Source organism: Psychrobacter sp. HII-4 (genome assembly GCF_904846595.1).
Taxonomy (GTDB): Bacteria; Pseudomonadota; Gammaproteobacteria; order Pseudomonadales; family Moraxellaceae; genus Psychrobacter; species Psychrobacter celer.
In genome coordinates this window covers 139,693-160,199 of sequence record NZ_CAJHBJ010000001.1, presented here as the reverse complement: position 1 = coordinate 160,199, position 20,507 = coordinate 139,693, and the positions used below count along the sequence as shown (strand labels likewise).

The 20,507-nt window shown below is 47.6% G+C and carries 18 protein-coding genes; 6 read left to right on the top strand and 12 right to left on the bottom strand.

The annotated features are described in order from the left end of the window. Window positions 1-59: 59 nt before the first annotated feature. The 3 genes from JMX98_RS00680 to JMX98_RS00670 form a co-directional block, all read right to left on the bottom strand. Window positions 60-704, bottom strand: coding sequence for a hypothetical protein (locus JMX98_RS00680; protein WP_201583692.1), 645 nt, complete (start codon window positions 702-704; stop codon window positions 60-62). Between the two features lie 82 nt (window positions 705-786). Next, window positions 787-1,221 (bottom strand): secondary thiamine-phosphate synthase enzyme YjbQ, encoded by a 435-nt coding sequence (locus JMX98_RS00675; protein WP_201583690.1) that lies wholly within the window; start codon window positions 1,219-1,221, stop codon window positions 787-789. Window positions 1,222-1,228: 7 nt separating this feature from the next. After that, window positions 1,229-1,861 (bottom strand): hypothetical protein, encoded by a 633-nt coding sequence (locus JMX98_RS00670; protein WP_201583688.1) that lies wholly within the window; start codon window positions 1,859-1,861, stop codon window positions 1,229-1,231. Between the two features lie 149 nt (window positions 1,862-2,010). On the opposite strand from JMX98_RS00670, the gene yiaA reads away from it, so the two are divergent. Then, window positions 2,011-2,568, top strand: a complete 558-nt coding sequence (gene yiaA / locus JMX98_RS00665) for an inner membrane protein YiaA (RefSeq protein ID WP_201583686.1) — start codon at window positions 2,011-2,013, stop codon at window positions 2,566-2,568. Between the two features lie 81 nt (window positions 2,569-2,649). On the opposite strand, the gene mnmD is transcribed toward yiaA, so the two are convergent. From mnmD to ispZ, 4 genes are all read right to left on the bottom strand, one after another. Then, window positions 2,650-4,626, bottom strand: coding sequence for a tRNA (5-methylaminomethyl-2-thiouridine)(34)-methyltransferase MnmD (mnmD, locus tag JMX98_RS00660; protein WP_227679950.1), 1,977 nt, complete (start codon window positions 4,624-4,626; stop codon window positions 2,650-2,652). A 182-nt stretch (window positions 4,627-4,808) separates the two neighbouring features. Then, window positions 4,809-5,246, bottom strand: coding sequence for a hypothetical protein (locus tag JMX98_RS00655; RefSeq protein WP_201583680.1), 438 nt, complete (start codon window positions 5,244-5,246; stop codon window positions 4,809-4,811). Further along, the gene (locus tag JMX98_RS00650; RefSeq protein WP_201583677.1) at window positions 5,243-5,569 is read right to left on the bottom strand and encodes a YciI family protein; all 327 of its coding nucleotides are present in this window, start codon (window positions 5,567-5,569) and stop codon (window positions 5,243-5,245) included. Before JMX98_RS00650 ends, JMX98_RS00655 begins: the two co-directional genes overlap by 4 nt. A gap of 191 nt (window positions 5,570-5,760) precedes the next feature. Then, window positions 5,761-6,312, bottom strand: a complete 552-nt coding sequence (gene ispZ, locus JMX98_RS00645) for a septation protein IspZ (RefSeq protein WP_105244028.1) — start codon at window positions 6,310-6,312, stop codon at window positions 5,761-5,763. Between the two features lie 373 nt (window positions 6,313-6,685). On the opposite strand from ispZ, the gene JMX98_RS00640 reads away from it, so the two are divergent. Together JMX98_RS00640 and JMX98_RS00635 are read left to right on the top strand one after the other, a co-directional pair. Further along, window positions 6,686-7,567: a PHP domain-containing protein gene (locus tag JMX98_RS00640; RefSeq protein WP_201583674.1), complete on the top strand. Its 882-nt coding sequence runs from the start codon at window positions 6,686-6,688 to the stop codon at window positions 7,565-7,567. Window positions 7,568-7,853: 286 nt separating this feature from the next. Further along, the gene (locus JMX98_RS00635; RefSeq protein WP_201583671.1) at window positions 7,854-9,317 is read left to right on the top strand and encodes a sensor domain-containing diguanylate cyclase; all 1,464 of its coding nucleotides are present in this window, start codon (window positions 7,854-7,856) and stop codon (window positions 9,315-9,317) included. Here the strand turns inward: JMX98_RS00635 and truD are convergent. Continuing rightward, on the bottom strand, window positions 9,314-10,507 hold the full coding sequence (truD, locus tag JMX98_RS00630; RefSeq protein ID WP_201583668.1) for a tRNA pseudouridine(13) synthase TruD: 1,194 nt from the start codon (window positions 10,505-10,507) through the stop codon (window positions 9,314-9,316). The two genes, JMX98_RS00635 and truD, sit on opposite strands and share 4 nt — an antisense overlap. A 312-nt stretch (window positions 10,508-10,819) precedes the next feature. Between truD and JMX98_RS00625 the strand changes: the two genes are divergently transcribed. Further along, window positions 10,820-12,421, top strand: a complete 1,602-nt coding sequence (locus tag JMX98_RS00625) for an FAD-dependent oxidoreductase (protein WP_201583665.1) — start codon at window positions 10,820-10,822, stop codon at window positions 12,419-12,421. 96 nt (window positions 12,422-12,517) lie between these two features. Next, the gene (locus JMX98_RS00620) at window positions 12,518-13,159 is read left to right on the top strand and encodes a GNAT family N-acetyltransferase (RefSeq protein ID WP_201583662.1); all 642 of its coding nucleotides are present in this window, start codon (window positions 12,518-12,520) and stop codon (window positions 13,157-13,159) included. Window positions 13,160-13,510: 351 nt separating this feature from the next. On the opposite strand, the gene gorA is transcribed toward JMX98_RS00620, so the two are convergent. The 3 genes from gorA to JMX98_RS00605 all read right to left on the bottom strand — a co-directional run bounded on the left by gorA (window position 13,511) and on the right by JMX98_RS00605 (window position 16,275). Then, window positions 13,511-14,866: a glutathione-disulfide reductase gene (gene gorA, locus JMX98_RS00615; protein WP_201583660.1), complete on the bottom strand. Its 1,356-nt coding sequence runs from the start codon at window positions 14,864-14,866 to the stop codon at window positions 13,511-13,513. 167 nt (window positions 14,867-15,033) lie between these two features. Then, window positions 15,034-15,486 (bottom strand): threonine/serine exporter family protein, encoded by a 453-nt coding sequence (locus JMX98_RS00610; RefSeq protein WP_201557381.1) that lies wholly within the window; start codon window positions 15,484-15,486, stop codon window positions 15,034-15,036. Continuing rightward, window positions 15,487-16,275 carry a threonine/serine ThrE exporter family protein gene (locus tag JMX98_RS00605; RefSeq protein ID WP_201584084.1) on the bottom strand — a complete coding sequence of 263 codons (789 nt, stop codon included), beginning with the start codon at window positions 16,273-16,275 and terminating at the stop codon, window positions 15,487-15,489. 325 nt (window positions 16,276-16,600) lie between these two features. Between JMX98_RS00605 and JMX98_RS00600 the strand changes: the two genes are divergently transcribed. Next, window positions 16,601-17,455: a M48 family metallopeptidase gene (locus tag JMX98_RS00600; protein ID WP_201583658.1), complete on the top strand. Its 855-nt coding sequence runs from the start codon at window positions 16,601-16,603 to the stop codon at window positions 17,453-17,455. Between the two features lie 118 nt (window positions 17,456-17,573). Here JMX98_RS00600 and uvrA read toward each other — a convergent pair whose 3' ends face one another. After that, window positions 17,574-20,480, bottom strand: coding sequence for an excinuclease ABC subunit UvrA (gene uvrA / locus JMX98_RS00595; protein WP_201583649.1), 2,907 nt, complete (start codon window positions 20,478-20,480; stop codon window positions 17,574-17,576). Window positions 20,481-20,507 lie beyond the last annotated feature (27 nt).

Sequence of the window (20,507 nt, the reverse complement as noted above, 5' to 3'; positions counted from 1 at the left end):
AAATATTATTCTTAAGAGGCTTAAGGCATTTGACTTTTAATAAGTTGGCAGTTGATAATTCACTCAGTGACGACTTCAGCGTCAGCACTAATGGCTTCAAAGCTTTTGACTTTATCGTTTTTAATCAGGTCGATACTGCCGCCACCTGCATGACTCACTAATTGGATGCTACCATCGGCTGAGCGATACGTTGGGTTATTGCCTTGGCCTTCTGGGGCGCTGAGCGTCAACTTTGGCTGATTGGGGCGAGTGACAATGGCATTGAGTAGCCCAGAAGCTGATGTTTCAAAAACCACCGATAAGGTGTCGCCTGCTTCACTTTTGTAACGGACATCAGTGATTTGTGCGCCTTTGATGGCCTGTTCTGGATTGGGCGATGTAGCAGTATTACTTGGTGCAGCGACAGTGCCTCCAAGGTCTTGCTCTAGTTCAGTCAAGCTCACATCGTGCTCTGAATTAGCTTCAGTCTGTGATGGGTTCTGAGCATTCTCTATATTGTCATCCGCCGCTTCATTGACATTGATATTTGTCGTTACTGGCGTTGTCTGTGTTGACGTTTCAGATGATGTTTCGGCAGATTCTTCGGGTTCTGGCGTTTCTTGACAGGCAGTCAGCAAAAACACACTCAAAAAAATAGCAGGTGCACTGAGGCAGTAAGTGTTAGCGTTCAAAAAGCTGAGCCGTTTTGGTAAAGAGGTTTTCATAGTCAGGTTTATCCGTTAATAGCGCGCTATATCAATGTGGCAATTTGCAAGGGTCAACCTGCCATCTCATCACTATATAGTATTACGTATTGACTGTAATGACCAGCTTACGCTGTCCGCCATAACCCTTCATGTCTCTGTGCTCACATAAGTAAACTCCTTGCCACATCCCCAAACCCAAGACACCATCTATCAGAGGAATGGTTAAACTGACACCTATCATTATGCTTTTGAGATGCGCTGGTAGATCATCGGAGCCCTCCAAGGTATGACGGTACTCTGGCTGATCGGCTGGGGCGATTTTATTGAGCCAATCCTCTGTGTCCAATCTTACATCTGGGTCAGCATTTTCATTAATGGCGAGACTGGCTGACGTGTGTTGCAAAAACAAATGAACCAGCCCCGCTTTGGCGCTGGACGGTATGAGCTGAGCAATGGCTTTCTCGATGATAGGCGTGATGACATGGATGCCACGCGCGTAGGCAGGTAGCTTAAGGGTGGTTTGATGATAAGTCATGGGAGGCTCACTTGATTTGTAAACTGTCGGCTGCCATGCCACTTTCTTTATAAACGTCATCTAGATATCGGCGGCTGGCGAGTAGTTTGTCAACGACCCCACTTTGGCTTTGGGTGTTGAGCTTCTGCGAAAAATCCAAAATCGAGTTCAGTTGCTCAAGTACTGTGTCATAGCTGGTGTTTTGTTTGTCCGTATCAATAACGAAGGTTTTTGCATACTGCGGATCAAGGCTCAGATAATCAGTAATCAGCTCTGGAATACGGGTTGCAATGAGTTTGTTGAGGGTGAATAGCTGTGACTCAGTGATTTGATCATGATGCGTAGACTCGTACTGTTGTCCAATATCGTCCATAGTGGCTCGAAACGTATGAGGCACTTGCTCATTATAGAGCAGTTTGATAAACGGATGATGCGCGGAAAAATGAATCACATTGAGACGGTGATCTTTTTTGTCATCTATCTTTTCTATTACAGATATCTGCGTTTGATTCTGATCTATATTCGTCGCTGCCGCCGCCAGATACTCTTGATGACGGTGCACCGTATCGATTTGCGCTTGCTTAGATTTTTCTTTTATGACAAAGAAGATAGGCACAATAAGAATGAGGCTAAGCAAAATGAGTAAGGTAAAAAAGGACATGTCAGAACTCTGCCATTAAAAGCGCTATTTATTTGAAAAATAATTTTTAGCTTACAATATAGCATGGTTGTGTTATTTTAAGGCGAAACAAAGGTTGATAAAAAATCTCTTACCAATATAAATCTGCCTATTTTAAACTGAGGACCATAATGAATAATGACACGATTACCAAGAGTCAACTAGCTGCCTATAGACCAACCACTGCTTACGTCGGTACGTCTTGGGCGGTTATGCTGGTTGGTGTGCTTGCATATTTACTAGGGCTTTGGAATGCTCAAAGTATGTTGTTAAATGAAAAGGGTTATTATATTGCAGTACTGGCACTGGGTCTTTATGCAGCCATTAGTTTACAAAAAACGCTGCGTGATCGCAGTGAAGGCATTCCGACAACCAATATGTACTATCTTATCAGCTGGGCGGCGCTTGGACTGTCTATTGCGTTGATCGCACTTGGTCTTATGAATGCAGACAGTCTTAGCCTCAGTGAAAAAGGATTCTATATGATGGCATTTACCATGAGTTTGTTTGCTGCAGTCACCATCCAAAAGAACACCCGTGACGAAGCGCAGATTCGAACGCTGACGGCACCGATGGTCAGTACCCATAACGATGATAGCGCCAAAGTAACTCATCAAGCACCTCGCGAATCTGACAGTGGCAAATCATTGTTTGGGGCTGTTAAGTCTAAAATGGAGAGCGGTGACTAGTAGGGCGGCGAGTAAAGGGATCGCTCTTTTGCAGGTATACATTAACCATCATCTAACTTGTCAGCTTGTATGCAAGGCTCGCTAAGCCAGCGGCGTCTGCAAGCGCGTGCGGTTCGGTGATAGGCGTGCTTGCATCGCTTTTGATAGCGGTGCAAACGAGCCGAGCATCATATCTGCCAAGGTTTCAGCGCATATGGGGGCGAGTGCATAGCCTTTTGCGCCCATTGCACTCATTGTCCAAAGCCGCTTACTATCTACCAACAGCCCAACCATTGGATGATAATCAGGCGTTTGGGTGCGAATGCCTGCACGTCCCCGCCACAGAGTGGTATCTGTTGGAATCACGGCTGCCATCTCAGGAATGGCAGTGACGAGCTTGTCGCGGCTAGTCTGATGCTCTTCATCACGGATATCGGTGCCTGTGTCATTACGCACAAAACTCGCTCCTAACAATAAATGCGTTGCACCTTCTACCACATCGTTTAACTCGTTATCGCCAGCGTACGCGGTAAAGGGGGCACAGTAACCGCTGTATTTAAGTGGTACTTTCGGTAAGTTTGTAAGCTCGGCGGTGGTCGGCGTAAACCAAGAGAGCTGACCGCGTATTTTTCGGCAATCAAAAATGCGCCGATCTAGCTCATGACTCTCAAATGCGGCGCAAATCACCACGTTATCGGCGTCGATAGAGACGATATTATTATCCTGCTCATTACCTTTAATCGTAGCGGTTTGCGCCGTCTCGCTAATATCGTAAACGTCTATTTGCTGAAAGCGGATGAGCGGATGCGTCAGAACGACGTCTTTTAAGGCGTGCGGATTGACCAAGCCAGACTGTGGTAAATATAAGTTTTCTGTTAAGTCTTGCGCGGTTAGTCCGCTGATGTTTTGTGCCTGCGCATGTAGTAGCGTGGTGGCCATCTCATCTGGATAATCTGCAATCTGCTCGGTGCCGATATTGGCTTTTATCAGCAAATCGAGCGCGCCTGTCGGCTCAAGCACTGGCGCTAGCTGCTGCTGCGTAGCCTTGTCATTGAGCGTTCGATATAGCCTGCTACTATAGAGATAGCCGATAGTATGCAGATGCTCGTCGACATGATGGATGGGCGTCATTTTGGGCGCGAGTAGGGCGCGCGGATTGCCTGACGCCCCTGCCAATGGTGCCGTTTTATCCAGCAAGGTCACCTGAACACCGCGATTGGCCAGCGTCCACGCCATCATCAGCCCTGAGATACCAGCACCAATGACGATACTATGGCCATTATCTATAGCTTGGTGGTCAGCCGCTCGATTATCAGTGTGGCCAGATATCTCATCGCTTACTGGCGCTGGCATGATGGCAGTGAGCATCTCACGCTTACGGCCAAAGCCTTTGACTTTTTTGATCTCAAAGCCGCAGCTCTGTAGTGCCCGTTTGACGATACCTGCACAGCTATAAGTGGCCGCGGTTGTGCCAGAGCGGGAGAGACGCTGAATTTGTGCAAAGATATTTTGAGCCCATAAGGTGCTGTTGCACGACGGCGCAAATCCGTCCAGATACCAAGCATCAACAGCAGGCGCTGGCGTTAGGTACGTCCCTGATGCCAATTTTGCCAAGCTATCCGCGGCATCGCCCAACCATATATCTACCGTTAAGTTGTCATCGAAAAAACGCAAACGATGACAGCCTGCGATAAGCGGCGGATAGGCGGCCAAAAATTGCTCAATCAGCTCGGCCAGCTCAGGCGCACGCTGTGCCCATAAGGCTAAAATTTGAGTAAGATCCGTGAGCGGTATCGGGAATTTTTCTGTGGTAATAAAATGCAGCTTCGCTGTGGCTAAGTGCGGATGCATGTCACGCAGCGCACGCCAGAGCTGCCACGTTGCCAATAAATTTAGCCCTGTGCCAAGCCCCAACTCCGCGATGCTAAAGCATTGCATTGGCGCAAGGTTTGCCAAGCGCTCGGCGAGTTGGTTGTGTGCCAAAAACACGTAGCGCGACTCTGCGAGACCGTCGGCATGGGAAAAATACACATCACCAAACTCACCAGATACCGGTACCTGATTGCCCGTGTCATCCATTTTCCAGTCAATCTTAGCAGGGCGTATGGCAGAAGGCTGTGGTGAATGACTGTTTGGCAACTGAGTATCTGACTGTCTATCTGGCTGTTTATCTGGCAAGGAGGCAGATGTACTGCTATTTTTTGGGGCGGTGTTAGACATAAATGGTCACATCAGACAAAGCAAAAAGACGATAAATAAAACTACCAGCGCTCACGGCGGACAAACACAAGCCACGAGATAAAAATACCCACAAGCAAGCTGATCAAAACCGTAAAAGCGCCATATAAAAACAACTGGCCCTTACTCTCATATATCAAGACATTGACTTGGGTTTGTAAGTCATTCACTTGCCGCTGCAATTCGGCATTACGGCTAAGGAGCTGCTGATTGGCATCGGAGAGCGCTTGACTGGACGGCTGCAACTGCGCGGCCAAGGTGTTATTAATATCAAGGCTGGTATTGGCACCCGCTGCAGGCGGTGCGGCTTGCTCTACCAAAGGGGCGGCAGTGCTGGCAGCCGTATCGGTGACGCTCGGCGCTGCATAAGCAGACTGCGCGGCCAGCGCCATGACCAACAACACTCTAGCAAGCGCAGACGTAGAGCCAAGCGTATTTAGCACAGAGGGGTATCGGCTCACGGTTTGGTCACTTGTGCAGCGTCGTTGCCAGATTTTGGCAACGTATGAATAAAAGGTCTGATATCGACATGGCTATAGACGCCATCACGTAGGTAGGGCTCGTCGTTTGCCCACGCCTGCGCCGCCTCGATAGACTCAAAGTCAGCGATGATTAAGCTACCTGACATTGCCTCCAAACCGTGTTCGATAGGGGTAGGGCCTGCGATAATTAGGCGGTTTTCTTGGTCGAGTGCCTGCAGACGGGCGACGTGCTCAGCGCGGGTAAGTTGACGCTGCGCGTGGCTATCGGCTACGTCATGACCGATGATGGCAAATAAGGACATGAGACTTCCTCACAAAATAAACAGTAAATAAAAGGGGTGAATGTTCAACACGCTCTAACCACATGAGCTGATAAAAAATCGCGAGTATCGATACAAATGTGCCAAGATGGCATCATGATGGTCGCGATTGGCATTTAGCTGGCGCTGCAAATTATTATAAAATCATAGAAATCATAATGCGCGCGACTTTGCTATTTTGCCGACTTATCCGTCAATGCTGGATTGAGATGCTTTTTTAAGACTGCAAACTGAGCGACGACAAACACCAACATAATTGGAATCCAGCCATAAGTTTTAAAGTTGATCCAGGCTTCATCTGACATCATAAACGCTGTGATATAATGCAAGATGCCCATAAAGGCAAAAAACAACCCCCACGCGACAGTCAGTTTTTTCCAGCCGCTCATCGTCAGTGAAAAGACATCTTTCATGGCCAGCTGCATCAAGGGTTTATTGAACGCGGCACTGACAATCAGCGTTAAGGCAAAGATGCCGTTGATGATTGGCGACTTCCAGCGTAGATAGACATCATCACGCAGCAATAACGTGCCACCACAGAACAAAATGGTCAATAACAAAACGACCCATTGCTGTTTATCAAATTTGCCTTTTTGCCGAATGAAGTGAATGGCATAAACGAGGATGGTGGCGATCAGTAGCGCACCCGCCGCGGCCAAGATACCACTGTAACGAGCAGCGATAAAAAAGGCAATTAAAGGAATAAAGTCTAATAAGGCTTTCATAGCAAGTGGGATGTCCAACAAAAACGTATGGGGTAGTTTACACGTCTACTGCGGCAAAAAAAAGCAAACAACGCGATAATCATACGATATCACAAGCCTGCGCACCAATAGTCAGTGCGGCTTATCAGTCGTGCTACTGCTATATCGAAAGGGTTGTTGCTGATGCGCGGGCGCGCCGAGTTATTATTGACTTTTTATATAGTTAACTCACTTTAAAATCGATACAGTGCAGCTGGAAAATTTTGCGCAGCATCTGCCAGCATAGACACCGCAAGCAAGGAAAATTTATACCAGTTGCCCGTTCATATGAGCGCATCGATTTTATTTCGAACTGACTATACTTTTATATACTATTAAAGCTAAGGCTTATTTTATGAAATTTGATTTACATTGTCACAGTACCTGCTCTGATGGTACTTATGCACCGACCGAAGTGGTGCAACGTGCCCACGCAGCTGGCGTCAATGTATTGGCACTGACCGATCATGATACGCTGGCAGGGATTGATGAGGCGCGGGCAGCGGCGACGGCCTGCGGTATGCAGCTGATTAATGGGGTTGAGATTAGCTGTGAGCATACGCTCAGCGGCGGCTATGGCAAAAACAAATCAACCAAAAAAATCATCCATGTGCTGGGGCTGGATTTTATTGACCGAGATAAAATGCACGCAACTTTGCAGCAATTACAAGACAGCCGCGCTACTCGCGGTCAGAAAATCACTGAAAAGCTTAGTGAGTTATTAAGTCTCGATTATGAGGAGCTGTGGCAGGCCGTACTGGATAAAGCCGGTGGCAACCCGCAAGGGGTCGGACGCGCTCATATCGGTCAGGTACTGTTTGAGCGCGGCGACGTCAAAACGGTGCAAAAGGCCTTTGACAAATATCTGGCGGATAATAAACCTGCCTATGTGGCGATCGATGCGCTGAGCATGGCTGAGGGTATCGAGCTGATACACGCGTGTGGCGGCAAGGCTGTATTGGCACATCCGACGCGTTATCATCTCTCAGCCACGCGGGTGCGTAAGCTGGTCGAAGAGTTTGCTGGGCTAGGCGGTGATGGTTGTGAGCTGCCTGCCACCAGTGAGCCTATCAGCACCCGCCGCATGGTCGACCGTAGTATTGCCGCCAATAATTTGGTGGCTTCGGTTGGTAGTGACTTTCATGGTAGCAATATGCCGTGGCGGTGCTTGGGCGACGTTCCTGTATTGACACCTGACCAACAAGGCGTCTGGCAGTCGTTTACCACGCTTGGTTAACGGCTCATATACATCTGTCTAGAAGCGTGAGGCCCCCGCTTATTTGGTTACACTTTGAGGTGAGCGTTTGTCTAATAAATAGCCAAAACAGATTGAAACCTCAGAAAAATCTTGCCACACTTAAGTGGTGGCCAGCGTTTGTACGATGGGTAGGAATTATCTCTTACGCACGCAGCTATCTGAGCTTATATTTAATAGATGCTTATTTTATATAGCAGTTGTAGTCGTTGGTTGCTTTCACTCATGTTATGTCTGGTGTATTTACATTTTTTGCGGTAGCCAAATTATGTCTGTATCGGTTCTTCATTTAGGCTACAAGCGACTCTCACGAGCAATCTTTGAATGGCAAGCTGCTGATAGGACTGCTTTGTTGGCAGTGTTTATCTTGATGGAGGTGTTTTTACACTGGCTTTGGTGTGCGTTTGTCTGGTGGTATCAAGATGCCTTAGGCGCTTATGTTTATATTCATCTGTTGTATCTGCTGTGGCTTGGCATTACGGTGATGGGTGTGTTTTTTTGGGGTATTGCACGCCATCTATCGCGTCTTAAACGGCAAACGACTGCCATAAAAAACAAAAACTTAAATAAATGGCAGCTGCTGTTGATAGTGCCTTATACCTTCTATATCGCCACTGTGATCGTCATGGTCGGTTATAGCAGTTTGTTTGCGGGTGTCTCGCTGGTAGGCGGTGCGATGCTTGGGATGATGCTGATCAAACGCCGCTATGCGTGGCGTGTATTTTTGCTACAGATTGCTCTGATTTTATTGGCTATCTTGGCGCCTTACTTCGGTATTCATCTGCCCAACTTGCGTCAACTGACGTTTGTTTATCCATTTTTAGACAGCCAAAACTATCTGACGTATAACGAGCTGATGGCGATCGAAAACACGCTTGCTACCTCGGTGTTTAAGGGGGTGACGTTAGACTGGTCGAGTATCAGCGAGCTACAGCGCTCTTCGACGTTTTTTTGGCGCGCAACCCACGTGCTACTGGCCTTACCCAAAGCAATCTTTATCGTTTATATGTTTCGTACGTTGTTGTTGATATTAGATGACAGCAAAAACGAGATATTAAAGCATGCCAATCAAGACGAGCTAACCCAGCTCAAAAATCGTCGATACGGTTTGACACAGATGAAGCAGGCGCTAAAAGAGCTACAAGATGGGCAGGACTTTAGCGTTATCTTGCTAGATTTGGATTGGTTTAAAGACATCAATGATACCTATGGTCATGAGGTCGGCGATCAGGTGTTGTTTGAAGTGGCGCAGACGCTGACGCAGGCATTGACCGATGCGGCCATCGTGAGCCGCTATGGCGGCGAAGAGTTTTTGATTGTCCTGCCAGCCACGAGTCACGATGGGGCAATGCTCATCGCCGAACAGCTCCGCAAAGACATCAGCAAGCACATCATCAAGGTCGATGATAATGAGGCGTTTAGCGTCACCGCAAGCTTGGGGCTATACACGTTCACTCACGAACAAAGCGTGTGTATGAAACAAGCCCGTACGGAGCAGCTACAGTTAGAGGCGGCGCTGAAACCAGCGCCCGCAGGCAAACCTCGCCACCACAGATCCGCCTTACCGCCAGAGTACCAGACCCTTTTGCCACCTGATATTTGCCAGCGTTTAATCTGTATAGCGGACAAGGCGCTCTATGAAGCAAAAGACCGTGGCCGCGACCAAGTGGTCAGTGCCAATCATATGTTCGACAGCGAAAATAGCCGCCATGTGATGCTGTGGGGTATCTAAGCTGAGCCCAACTGTAAATGCTGGACGATGCTGGCCAATACACTGGTGGCAAAGCTGCCAGTGGTCAAGGTAAAGCTCAGTATCAGCGCTTGCTCATTACTATCGGACGCATCTAACCACTCCCAGCTTAGCGCTTCAATCGGCAAACGCAGTGCTCGGCGCTGGGCTTTGACATCGCGCTGCTCTAAGCCCATGGCCAGCTGTGTCAATAAGGCATTGTTTTTTACAATGTCGCTCTCAAGCTGCGCTGCCATGCCGCTAACCTTATCGTTACCCACGCCCCACAGCACGCCAGTCGGATGAATATCACCACTCATCATCCGTGCGCGTAAGGCATCGTCTATTGCCTCACTGCCAAATATCGAGCCTGAGCCGTCTAAGTTAAATACCTCACCTGCCAGCCCAGTATCCCAGTTGCCTACGCGGACTCTGGCTGCCAATATCTCATTAAATATCAGACTACGAGCCGCAGACAGCTCCATGGTGTTTTGCTCACGTGGCGCGCGTTTGCGTTTACTCTTTTTGGTTTTTGGTTTGCTCGCCGGTATGGGGCGAGCAAATAGCCGTAGGGCTTCTGCGATGTTGTTGCCTTCATAACCAAAACGCTGGGGGCCAAAGTAATTGGGCACGCCTGTTTTGCTGATAGTAGCCAGATGTTGCTCGGTCGCCTGCTGGGCGTCAGTAGCTGCGATATTACTGGCAAACTCGATCTCTCGTAGGGTAATGGTAAATTGATTGGCGCGGTGAGTACCGCGATTGAGCTTTTTGTGGTGCCAATGCTGGGCGATGATGGTGACGGACTCGTTTTCACTGATGTCTACTGGGGCAAACTCAGAGGTGGGCAGTTGCTTTTTGGGGATTCTTAAGCTAAACCACTGCGTCGTTAGCGCTTGGCGATCTTTAAGTCCTGAATAGCCGACATCGCGCAAAGGTATGTCCGCCCATTCAGAGAGTAATTTAGCTAAATAAGCGGTATTAATCCCTGATTTTTTGATATGTAGCCATAAATGCTCGCCTGCGTCTGTGAAGTCTACCTCTAACCGCTCATTGACCACAAAGTCTTCAGGCTTAACTTTATAGAGCGCCTGTTTGATAGGTGGCGTCATAGGCTGAGGTAGATCAGCGCAATTGGTTACTGCCGCAAAGTCGATAGTGGTAAGGTCAAGATGTTGATTCTCTATAGCAGTCATAAAATAGTCATTTGATAGGTGATAAAAGAGTGAGTGAGGATTTTTTATAAGTCAATGAATAAAGTAGCATAAACGCTTAACGCTTCAACTATCGAGTTTTGGATTAACCGTTGAAAAGTTACGATTTGCAACGCGCTAGATATACAAAAAAACATCGCCCGCCAAGTGGTCTTGCTACTATTAAAGATAACGCCATTTTTAATGGTACTTATTTATCTACAATATTAAAAAAGTAGTGCTTCACAATCAGCCTAGTAGAAGCAACTAACGATCAATGCCTAATAATGAAATAGCAAACGTTAAGGATAACTTATGACTGACAATAACAAAATTACTATTAGCGCAGAGGGTATAAAAGATGGCGGTATGAAGTCGTTCAAACAAGACGATGATAGTATCATTTTAATCACCCGCGATGGCGATGAGTTTAGCGCTTTTGATGGTAAATGTCCGCATGCAGGCGCGGACTTAGGTGAAGGACTACGCTGCGGTAATCGCGTGATTTGTCCTTGGCATCACGGCACTTTTCATAGTACTGATGGCTCGCTGATAGAGCCGGTTGCGATGAAAGGCTTGACGCGCTATAGCGTGACTAGGCAAGGCGACCACTTAATCGTTGATACGACTAGCAATATCAACGAGCGAGCAGATAACGATCAGCTCGCTGATACGCATACCATCATCGTCGGTGGCGGCGGTGCAGGCTTTATGACCGCCAATCAGCTACGTCACACTGGTTATGGCGGCAAAATCACCCTAATCAGTGCCGACAATAAAGCGCCTTATAATCGCCCTTTGTTGTCCAAAGCGTTTTTAGCAGGTCAAATGGATGAGGGTAAACTTATTTTAGGTGGCTCAAATTGGGCTGATAGAAACAATATCGACTTGCGTCTGAATCAGCGAGTCAGCGAAATCTTGCCCAATGAGAACGCTATTATTATCGAAAATAACAACGGCGATAATGAAAAACAAAGCGCAGACTTTTTGGTGGTGGCGACCGGCGCCGAGCCGAAGATACCGCCATTTCAAGGTGCTGAGCTAGCGGGCGTCTATACGCTACGTAGTATGGATGATGCTAAGGCGATCAAAGGTGCTACCGATAACAAAAACGTCGTTATCGTCGGTACAGGATTTATCGGCATGGAAGCTGCAGCGGCATTATCGCAAGCAGGCGAGGCCGCCTCAATCACTGTCGTTGGTCGTAGCGCGCGGGTAATGAGCAATATCGTCTCTGAGGCGGTGAGTAATGCGCTCATCAAACTGCATGAAGAAAATGGGGTGCGCTTTGTGTTTGGTACAGGTGTTGAGAGCATCGATGGAGACGGCAGTCACGTCAGCGGTGTCACACTGTCAGACGGCAGTACGCTGACAGCGGACGTGGTGGTTTTGGGTACGGGTGTGGCACCACGTACCGAGATATTAAATGAAGTAAATGACCCCGATGGTGTGCAAGTCGATGAGCATCTACAGCTACGCGACGGCGTCTATGCACTGGGCGATATTGCCAAAGCCACCAATCAGATGGGACGGATGCGTATTGAGCATTGGCGCGTCGCCTTGCAGCATGGCATGGTAACCGCAGGCGCTATCTTGAATGATGATAACGTTAACACGCTAGAGGAACGTATTCTTTTCTTTTGGACGGCGCAATATGGCAAGAGCCTGCGCTATAGTGGTCATGCCGCGACGCCGGATAAAGGCATTTTATTTGGTACGCCTGACGATTTAGATTACATCGAGTACTATTTTGATGACGAAGGAGAGAATACTCGCGCTAGTGCCGCCAGCTCCCTAGGCCGAGACAAAGAGCTGATTGCTTTTAGCGAATTATTACGCCGTGGTCATGCGCCAACCCGCGCTCAAATCAATGCAGGCTTCGATATTATCGAGCAAGCCCATGCGCTATCACCATAGACTAATTAGCGGTTAATAATTATCATAAAGGCTGTCCTAGTATATTAGGTCAGCCCTTTTTATTAGCAATAATGTTTAGCCCGAGAGAGTACCCAAATGACTGATACAGCAAAAAACAAAAAAACTGACAATGACACTGCTGACAAAGCAGCAAAAGTATTTTTACGGCAAGCGGATGCTAATGATCTGAGCGCTTTAGAACAACTCTTAAACCTCTGCTATCGCCAAGATGAAGGCTGGACCAATGAGGCCGATTTGGTGGGCGGTATTCGCACCACGGCAGACGAGCTAGCTGGCGTCATTGCCAATCCTAAGCACTATGTTTTTGTTTATCCACAGACCGATACCGGCGAGCGCGGCGGCAAGGAGATAGGCGAGCTATTGGGCTGCATAGCTGTCGATATGAAGGTCGAGACAGGTTCAGATAAAAAATCTCATAGCGACAAAGCTTATATCGGTATGTTTGCCGTACATCCAAAGCTGCAAGGAGCGGGCATCGGTAACATGATATTGCAGGCCGCCGAAACTTTCGCTGAAAGACATCTAAAAAGTAACAATCAACCCACCCGTCTTACTATGTCCATCTTAAGTCACCGCCCTGAATTATTGGCTTATTATCAGCGCCGCGGTTATCAGCTAAATGGCAATAGTATGCCGTTTCCTGTCGATGGCAATAATGGCGAACCAAAACGTCAAGATTTAGAATTATTAGAATTAGAAAAAGTGGTGAGTGCGTAAACCCTAACCCCAAAAGTGACCAAAAGTCATAAACAGCCCAATGCTGAGCAAGATAAATGCCACAATAATTAAGCGCTTGAACCAATTAAAAGCAGGCAAGCGCGTGGCATTATCATCAGACATGAGAAAAGCGAATAAAAATAGCAAACTTCCTGCCAAGGTCATGATGCCTAAGCCCACGGGTAATATAAAAAGGTACATCTGCCACACAGTCATCTCGCAACGGTCATTATTAAACGCATCATAGCAGTATCAGGATTGTGCTGTCAGTATGTGGTTTTACACTAAAGCAAAAATAGACAATAAAAAAGGCCATTTGTTAAAAATAGCCTTTCTTCTCATTCAGTCTGTCTAACGCATCGTCACAAACTCTTCTGCACCGGTTGGGTGAATAGCAACGGTATTATCAAAGTCTGCTTTGGTCGCGCCCATTCTCACTGCTACGGCAAACCCTTGCAGCATCTCATCGACACCGTAACCGATGCCATGTAGGCCAATGATTTTCTCCTCCTCACCTAAGCACACCAGCTTCATTACGCATTTTTGGCGATGCTGAGTCACCGCGCTATACATCGAGGTAAAGGTCGAGGTGTAGCACTTAATGTTATCTTTGCCATGTAGCGCCACCGCGTCAATCTCAGATAAACCAATAGTACCGATAGCGGGATGAGTAAATATAACCGTCGGTATCAAATCATAAACCAAATGCTCATTGGTCTTGTTGTTAAACAAGCGCTCAGACAGACGCCTACCAGCGGCGATGGCAACTGGTGTCAGATCAATGCTGTTTTCGATAATGTCACCGACCGCGTAAATACCATCGACATTGGTATTTTGGAATTTATCAACTTTGATTTTGCCAAATTCGGTGGTTTCTACGCCCGTTACTTGTAGGTTGATGTTGTCGGTCGAAGGCGCGCGCCCAATCGCCCAAATCAAGCAATCGACCGTATCAAGCGTGCCATCTTTAGTAAATAGCTCTAAGCTGCCATCTTCGTTTTTATTGACTTCGGTAAGGGTGGTGTTGGTATGTAGATGAATACCGTCTTGCTCCATCTCTATCAGCAGCGCCTCGACGATAGTGTGATCAAAAGAGCGCAGCGGCGAATGCTGGCGCACGTAGAGATGTACCTCAGCGCCTAAGCTGTTGAGTACGCCTGCAATTTCGACAGCGATATAACCTGCGCCTGCGATAGCGACGCGTTTGGGCAAATGAGTCAATTTAAAAAAACCATCAGAATCGATACCGTGCTCTGCGCCTGGAATATCAGGGAAAATAGGATGACCGCCCGTCGCAATCAAAATATGGTCAGCAGTGATTTGCTCGCCATTGACCTCAACCGTATTGGTATCGACGAATTTAGCAAAGCCTTTAATCACTTCCACGCCGTTTTTGGCTAAGTTATTGTCATAAGCGCGATGGATATTCTCGATGTACTGCTGACGGCTTTGAATGAGTTTTTGAAAATCGAAATTCTTTAACTCAACCTCGAATCCGTAGTCTGGCGCGTACTTCTCAATCGCCTCGGCGACTTGCGCGCCGTACCACATCACCTTTTTGGGTACGCAGCCCCAATTGACGCAAGTGCCTCCTAATTCATCCGCTTCGATAATCGCGCACTTTTTGCCATAGCTTGCTGCACGGTTAATGGAGGCAATACCGCCGCTACCGCCGCCAATGGAAATATAATCGTAATGCTTTGTCATTGTTATGTCTCTTCATTAAGTTTCGGTACAGTTTTGAACTCTATTGTAATGGGTATGGATAATCCATCTTACAAGTTGTTTATCATAAGGGTGTGCCAGCTAGCATCAGTTTATAAAAGTATTTAAACAAAAATAGCCTAACACATAATAATCTCATTTAAACCTGCCTAGACTATGGCACGCCGTCTATAAAATAATAGCCCAGGAATGGACAAGCCCAGTACCAATCCTGAGGTCACAAACAAGGCTTCGAATAAATACACCATCATTTGGCTAAATAACTCGTCTGAAAAGCCAAAGTAACCAATCTGCACCATACTGACCATCGCCTTATAAGCGGCGATACCTGGCATCATACAGATGACACTTGGGGAGATTAAAGCTTTGGGCGGTAAGGTATATTTTTTAGAAAAATACACCCCCAAAAAGCTGGCGAGCATCGCGCCAAAAAAGCTCGCTATCACCAGATGAACATGCTGATAGACAAGGGCGGTTTTTAGTCCGAATCCCAGAGCGGTCATCAGCAAACACGGCAAGATATAGCGTTTGGGTACGCTGAACATCAGCGTCCAACCAAGGGTAATGATGCAAGACAATACGACCGTCTCAATAAACCACATCTAAAACCCCCAGTGCTGTATGCGTAGTAACACCAGCGCCATCACAATGCCCACGCACGCGGACAAGGTCAGCATATAAGTAAACACCGCCCGCCCAACGCCGATATTGACATAGCCCTTTAAGATATCTGAGAAAGAGTTAATCAAAGGAAAGCTTGGAACTAGCAACAGCACGCTAGAGGCAACGGCAATATCGGCGTTATTGCCAATATCAAAGTAATAGGTCGTCGCCCCAATCAAAGAGGCGATAAAGGCCGTCACGATGACGGTGATAAAGGGATTGAAGTGGTGCTTTGCTAAATAGATACGAGTAAACATCGCCACCATACCCGCGATAAAGGTTACGGCGGTAATCGACCAGCTGCCGCCATTCAAATAAGCAAACGCCGCACAAGAAGCGCCGACAAATATACTGACTAACCACGTCGGATACACGGTTTTATCCAGCTCATCAAACGCAAGGGTTGTGCGGTCAATCAAATCATTATTATTGATAGTGGCTTCGGTTTTATTGACGATTTGCTGGATTTGCACCAATAAGTTGACATTGATACTCTGATTGATCGTATCTCGGGTGGTGGTGATACAGCGCTCATCGCAGATGGTGGTCAGGGTAATGGCGTTAAAGTTCAGCGAGCATTCGACGCTGTTCATCCCTAAAGCAAGCCCCAAGCGTTTGGACAAATCCACCACCACCGCAGACTCTGCGCCATACTGCATAAGAAGCAATCCGCAGCGCACGCATAGCCGAGTGATGCGTTGCTGCTGTACGTAGCTGATAGAAGTCATGGGTAAGCTGGGCATGTTGGCTACTGTCGCTCTTATGAGGGTTATAAGGGATGAGAAGTAGTGATGATGTATCGATATAGCAAGGTAACGATAGCATAACTTGCGCTATTGATTTGCTACTATTATAAGGCGTAAACCATTGCTGCAAGGAAAAAAACCTAACTGAGCGGTTAGGATGAGCGTGCAATCTTAATATAGCCAAAAAATAGACTATTAAATTGATAGACTTTTGTTTTTTACCGTGATAATCTCTTTGTGCAATTTAGACACATTAGTTACATATCGGTTACATTTTAATGGTTATGGCTTTTAAATAGGACGTCTGATGACAACGTTTCAAAAAATAAAAAATGCACTATTGCTGACTACGGTTACTACTTTAGCAGGCTGCACCACGGTCGCTGATATTGCAGGATATGATACTGCTACCATGAATATCGATGCGGCAAAAAGCTACTCGCAAGTGGTTTCTAGCGCTCGTAGTCAAGGCGCGGTAGACAATACCTCTGCCACCGCCGCGCGGGTAAATCGGGTTTTTCATCGTATGAAGCCCTATGCTGTGCGCGCTAACACAACAGGGGTGCCCTTTGATTGGCAGGTCACTGTGATACGCTCGCCTGAATTAAACGCTTGGGCAATGCCTGGTGGTAAAATGGCGTTTTATACCGGTATTGTAGAGAAGCTACAGTTGACAGATGCAGAGATCGCGGCAATCATGGGACACGAAATGACCCATGCGTTAGCTGAGCATAGCAAAAAGGATACTGGGCAAAAAATTCTGACAAGCCTAGCACTTCAGTTAGGGGGTGCTGCGATACAGGCGGAAACAGGGCTGAGTAATGAGGCGCTGGGTTTGATTAGTGACTTTGGTATTGATAAGCCGTTTTCTCGTAGTCAAGAATCACAAGCCGATGCAGGTGGCTTACGTTTGATGGCGCAAGCAGGCTACAATCCAGAAGCTGCCATTGCAGTATGGAAAAAAATGGAAGCGGCAAATGGTCGCAGCAACACCTTAGTCACGTTGATGTCTACGCATCCAAACTCAGGGCAGCGTATCGCCAAAATTAAAGGGCTGCTACCTGACGTGATGCCAGTTTATCAAGCCGCTGTAAAAGCGCCGACCAATACCATGAGTGGCCCCACGACTGGGGTAGTGACTCGGACGATTAAGCGTAAATAAATCAGTACATAACATTAAAAAAGGTAAGTCAAACTGAAATGCCCCCATAAGTTAGTTGTATCCAACTTATGGGGGCAGATCAAAAGAGCAGCCGTTAAATAACGACTAAAAGTAAAACTTAACCCGCCTCAGAAACCACCTGCGTAAGCATCGGCTTTAAAAACTCACCCGTGTGTGAGCCTTCGACCTCTGCGACCTCTTCTGGCGTACCCTCCGCGATGATCATACCACCACCTTTACCGCCTTCAGGGCCAAGATCAATCACCCAATCGGCAGTTTTGATAACATCCAAATTATGCTCGATGACCACGATTGTGTTACCTTTATCGCGTAGCGCATGCAAGATGTTGAGCAGCTTATCAATATCATGGAAATGCAAACCTGTAGTTGGCTCATCCAAGATATAGAGCGTCTGTCCCGTGTCGCGTTTGGCAAGCTCGCGTGCCAGTTTGACTCGCTGCGCTTCACCGCCAGAAAGCGTCGGTGCAGACTGACCGAGGCGAATATAGCCAAGACCGACATCCATGAGCGCTTGCAGACGACGATAAATCGCTGGTATCGCTGAGAAGAACTCAGTGGCGTCTTCTACGGTCATCTCTAACACTTCGGCGATACTTTTGCCTTTATAGTGAATCTCTAGGGTTTCGCGGTTATAGCGTTTGCCTTCACAGGTATCGCATGGCACGTACATATCCGGTAAGAAATGCATCTCGACTTTGATAAGACCATCACCTTGGCACATCTCACAGCGTCCGCCTTTGACGTTGAAGCTAAAGCGACCCGGTTTATAACCACGAGCGCGCGCTTCAGGCGTTTGAGCAAACATCTCACGCACAGGGGTAAACACGCCCGTATATGTCGCTGGGTTTGAGCGCGGTGTACGACCGATTGGGCTTTGATCGATATCGACCATTTTATCCAAATGCTCAAGACCGCTGATGCTGTCATGCTTATCCGCGATAAGGGTAGACGCATTGTTTAACTGAGTCGCTGCAATCGGCATCAAGGTGCGGTTGATCAAGGTTGATTTGCCCGAGCCAGATACGCCAGTGACACAGGTCATCACACCGACTGGCAAGCTCAGATCGACGTCTTTTAAGTTATTGCCTGAGGCGCCTTTGAGCTCGATCGTCATTGGCACCTGCTTTGGTTTGGCTTTACCTTTGGTCTCAACTTCCATAGTCTTGGCTTTATGCCGTAATTTTGGGATTTCGATTTTTTTCTCACCAGACATATATTGTCCGGTCAGCGAGTCTGGGGTCGCCATGATCTCATCGATCGTACCTTGAGCGATGATATGACCGCCATGCACGCCTGCGCCGACACCGATATCGATGACGTGATCGGCTTGACGTATGGCGTCTTCGTCATGCTCAACGACCAGTACCGTATTACCCAAGTCACGCAGCCGCGTTAGAGTCTTTAGTAAGCGGTCGTTGTCACGCTGATGCAGACCGATCGACGGCTCATCGAGCACATACATCACGCCCATGAGGCCGGCACCGATTTGGCTGGCAAGACGGATACGCTGTGCCTCCCCGCCCGATAACGTCTCAGCAGAGCGAGCAAGAGTCAAATAATCTAGCCCGACACTAACGAGGAAATTTAAACGCTCATTAATCTCTTTAAAGATTTTTTCCGCCACTTCGCCTTTATGACCGCCAATCTTTAAGGTCTTATAATAGTCAGTAGCATCACCGATAGATAGCTTGACGATATCGGCGATGGTCTGCTCATCGACACGCACGTTGCGCGAGATTTCATTGAGACGCGCGCCATCACAGACATTACAGGTGGTATCAGCCAAATATTTGGCCAGCTCATCACGCACAAGGTTACTTTGCGTTTTGGCATAACGGCGCTCAAGATAGGGTAGTACGCCTTCAAACGGTACGGTCTTATTGGTCTTGCGACCGCGCTCATCGGTAAAGTTAAAGCTCAGTTTTTCTTTACCAGAGCCATGCATGATGATGTCTTGTTGCACTTTTGGCAGTGCTTGCCACGGCGCATCCATATCGATGTCAAAGTGCTTGCAGACGGTAGAGAGCAGGCCAAAATAATAGGCATGACGCTTATCCCAACCATTGATTGCGCCTTGGTTGAGCGATTTTTCATGATGAGTAATGAGCTTTTCGGCAGCAAAATACTGACGTTTACCGAGTCCATCACAAGTTGGGCAAGCGCCGTATGGGTTGTTAAAACTAAACATCCGCGGCTCAAGCTCAGGCACGGCGCGATCACAGATAGGGCAGGAGTGCTTGGCTGACATCACTTGGTCGTCAGCACTGTCTGCGTTTGGGTTGCCATCCATAAAGTGCAGCGTCACCAGCCCTTGTCCCAAACGTAGCGCAGTCTCCAAGCTCTCAGCGACGCGGTTACCTAAGTTATCACGTACTTTAAAGCGGTCAACCACCACTTCGATGGTGTGCTTTTTCTTCTTATCGAGCGTCGGTAGCTCGTCAGTATCATAGACATCGCCATCGACACGCACACGGACGAAGCCTTGTCCGATCAGCTGCTCAAGTAAGACTGTATGCTCGCCTTTACGTTCACGAATCACCGGCGCCAGTATCATAAGCTTGGTCTCATCGGGGAGTGCCATAACCTGATCGACCATCTCGGTCACCGACTGCGCCACCATAGGTTCGCCATGCTCTGGGCAATAAGGCGTGCCGATACGCGCGTATAATAGACGCAGGTAATCATAAATCTCAGTGATCGTACCGACCGTCGAGCGTGGGTTATGGTTGGTCGATTTTTGCTCAATAGCAATTGCCGGTGACAAGCCTTCGATGCTATCGACTTCTGGTTTTTCCATTTGTGAGAGAAACTGACGCGCATAAGCGGACAGACTCTCGACATAACGACGTTGCCCTTCAGCATACAAGGTGTCGAAGGCCAATGACGATTTACCAGAGCCTGATAAACCTGTGATTACCACGAACTTATCGCGTGGGATGTCCAGATCGATGTTTTTTAGGTTGTGCGTGCGGGCGCCGCGTATTGCAATGTGGTCATTTGCCATCGGTGATAGGTTTCCTATTTGCTAAAG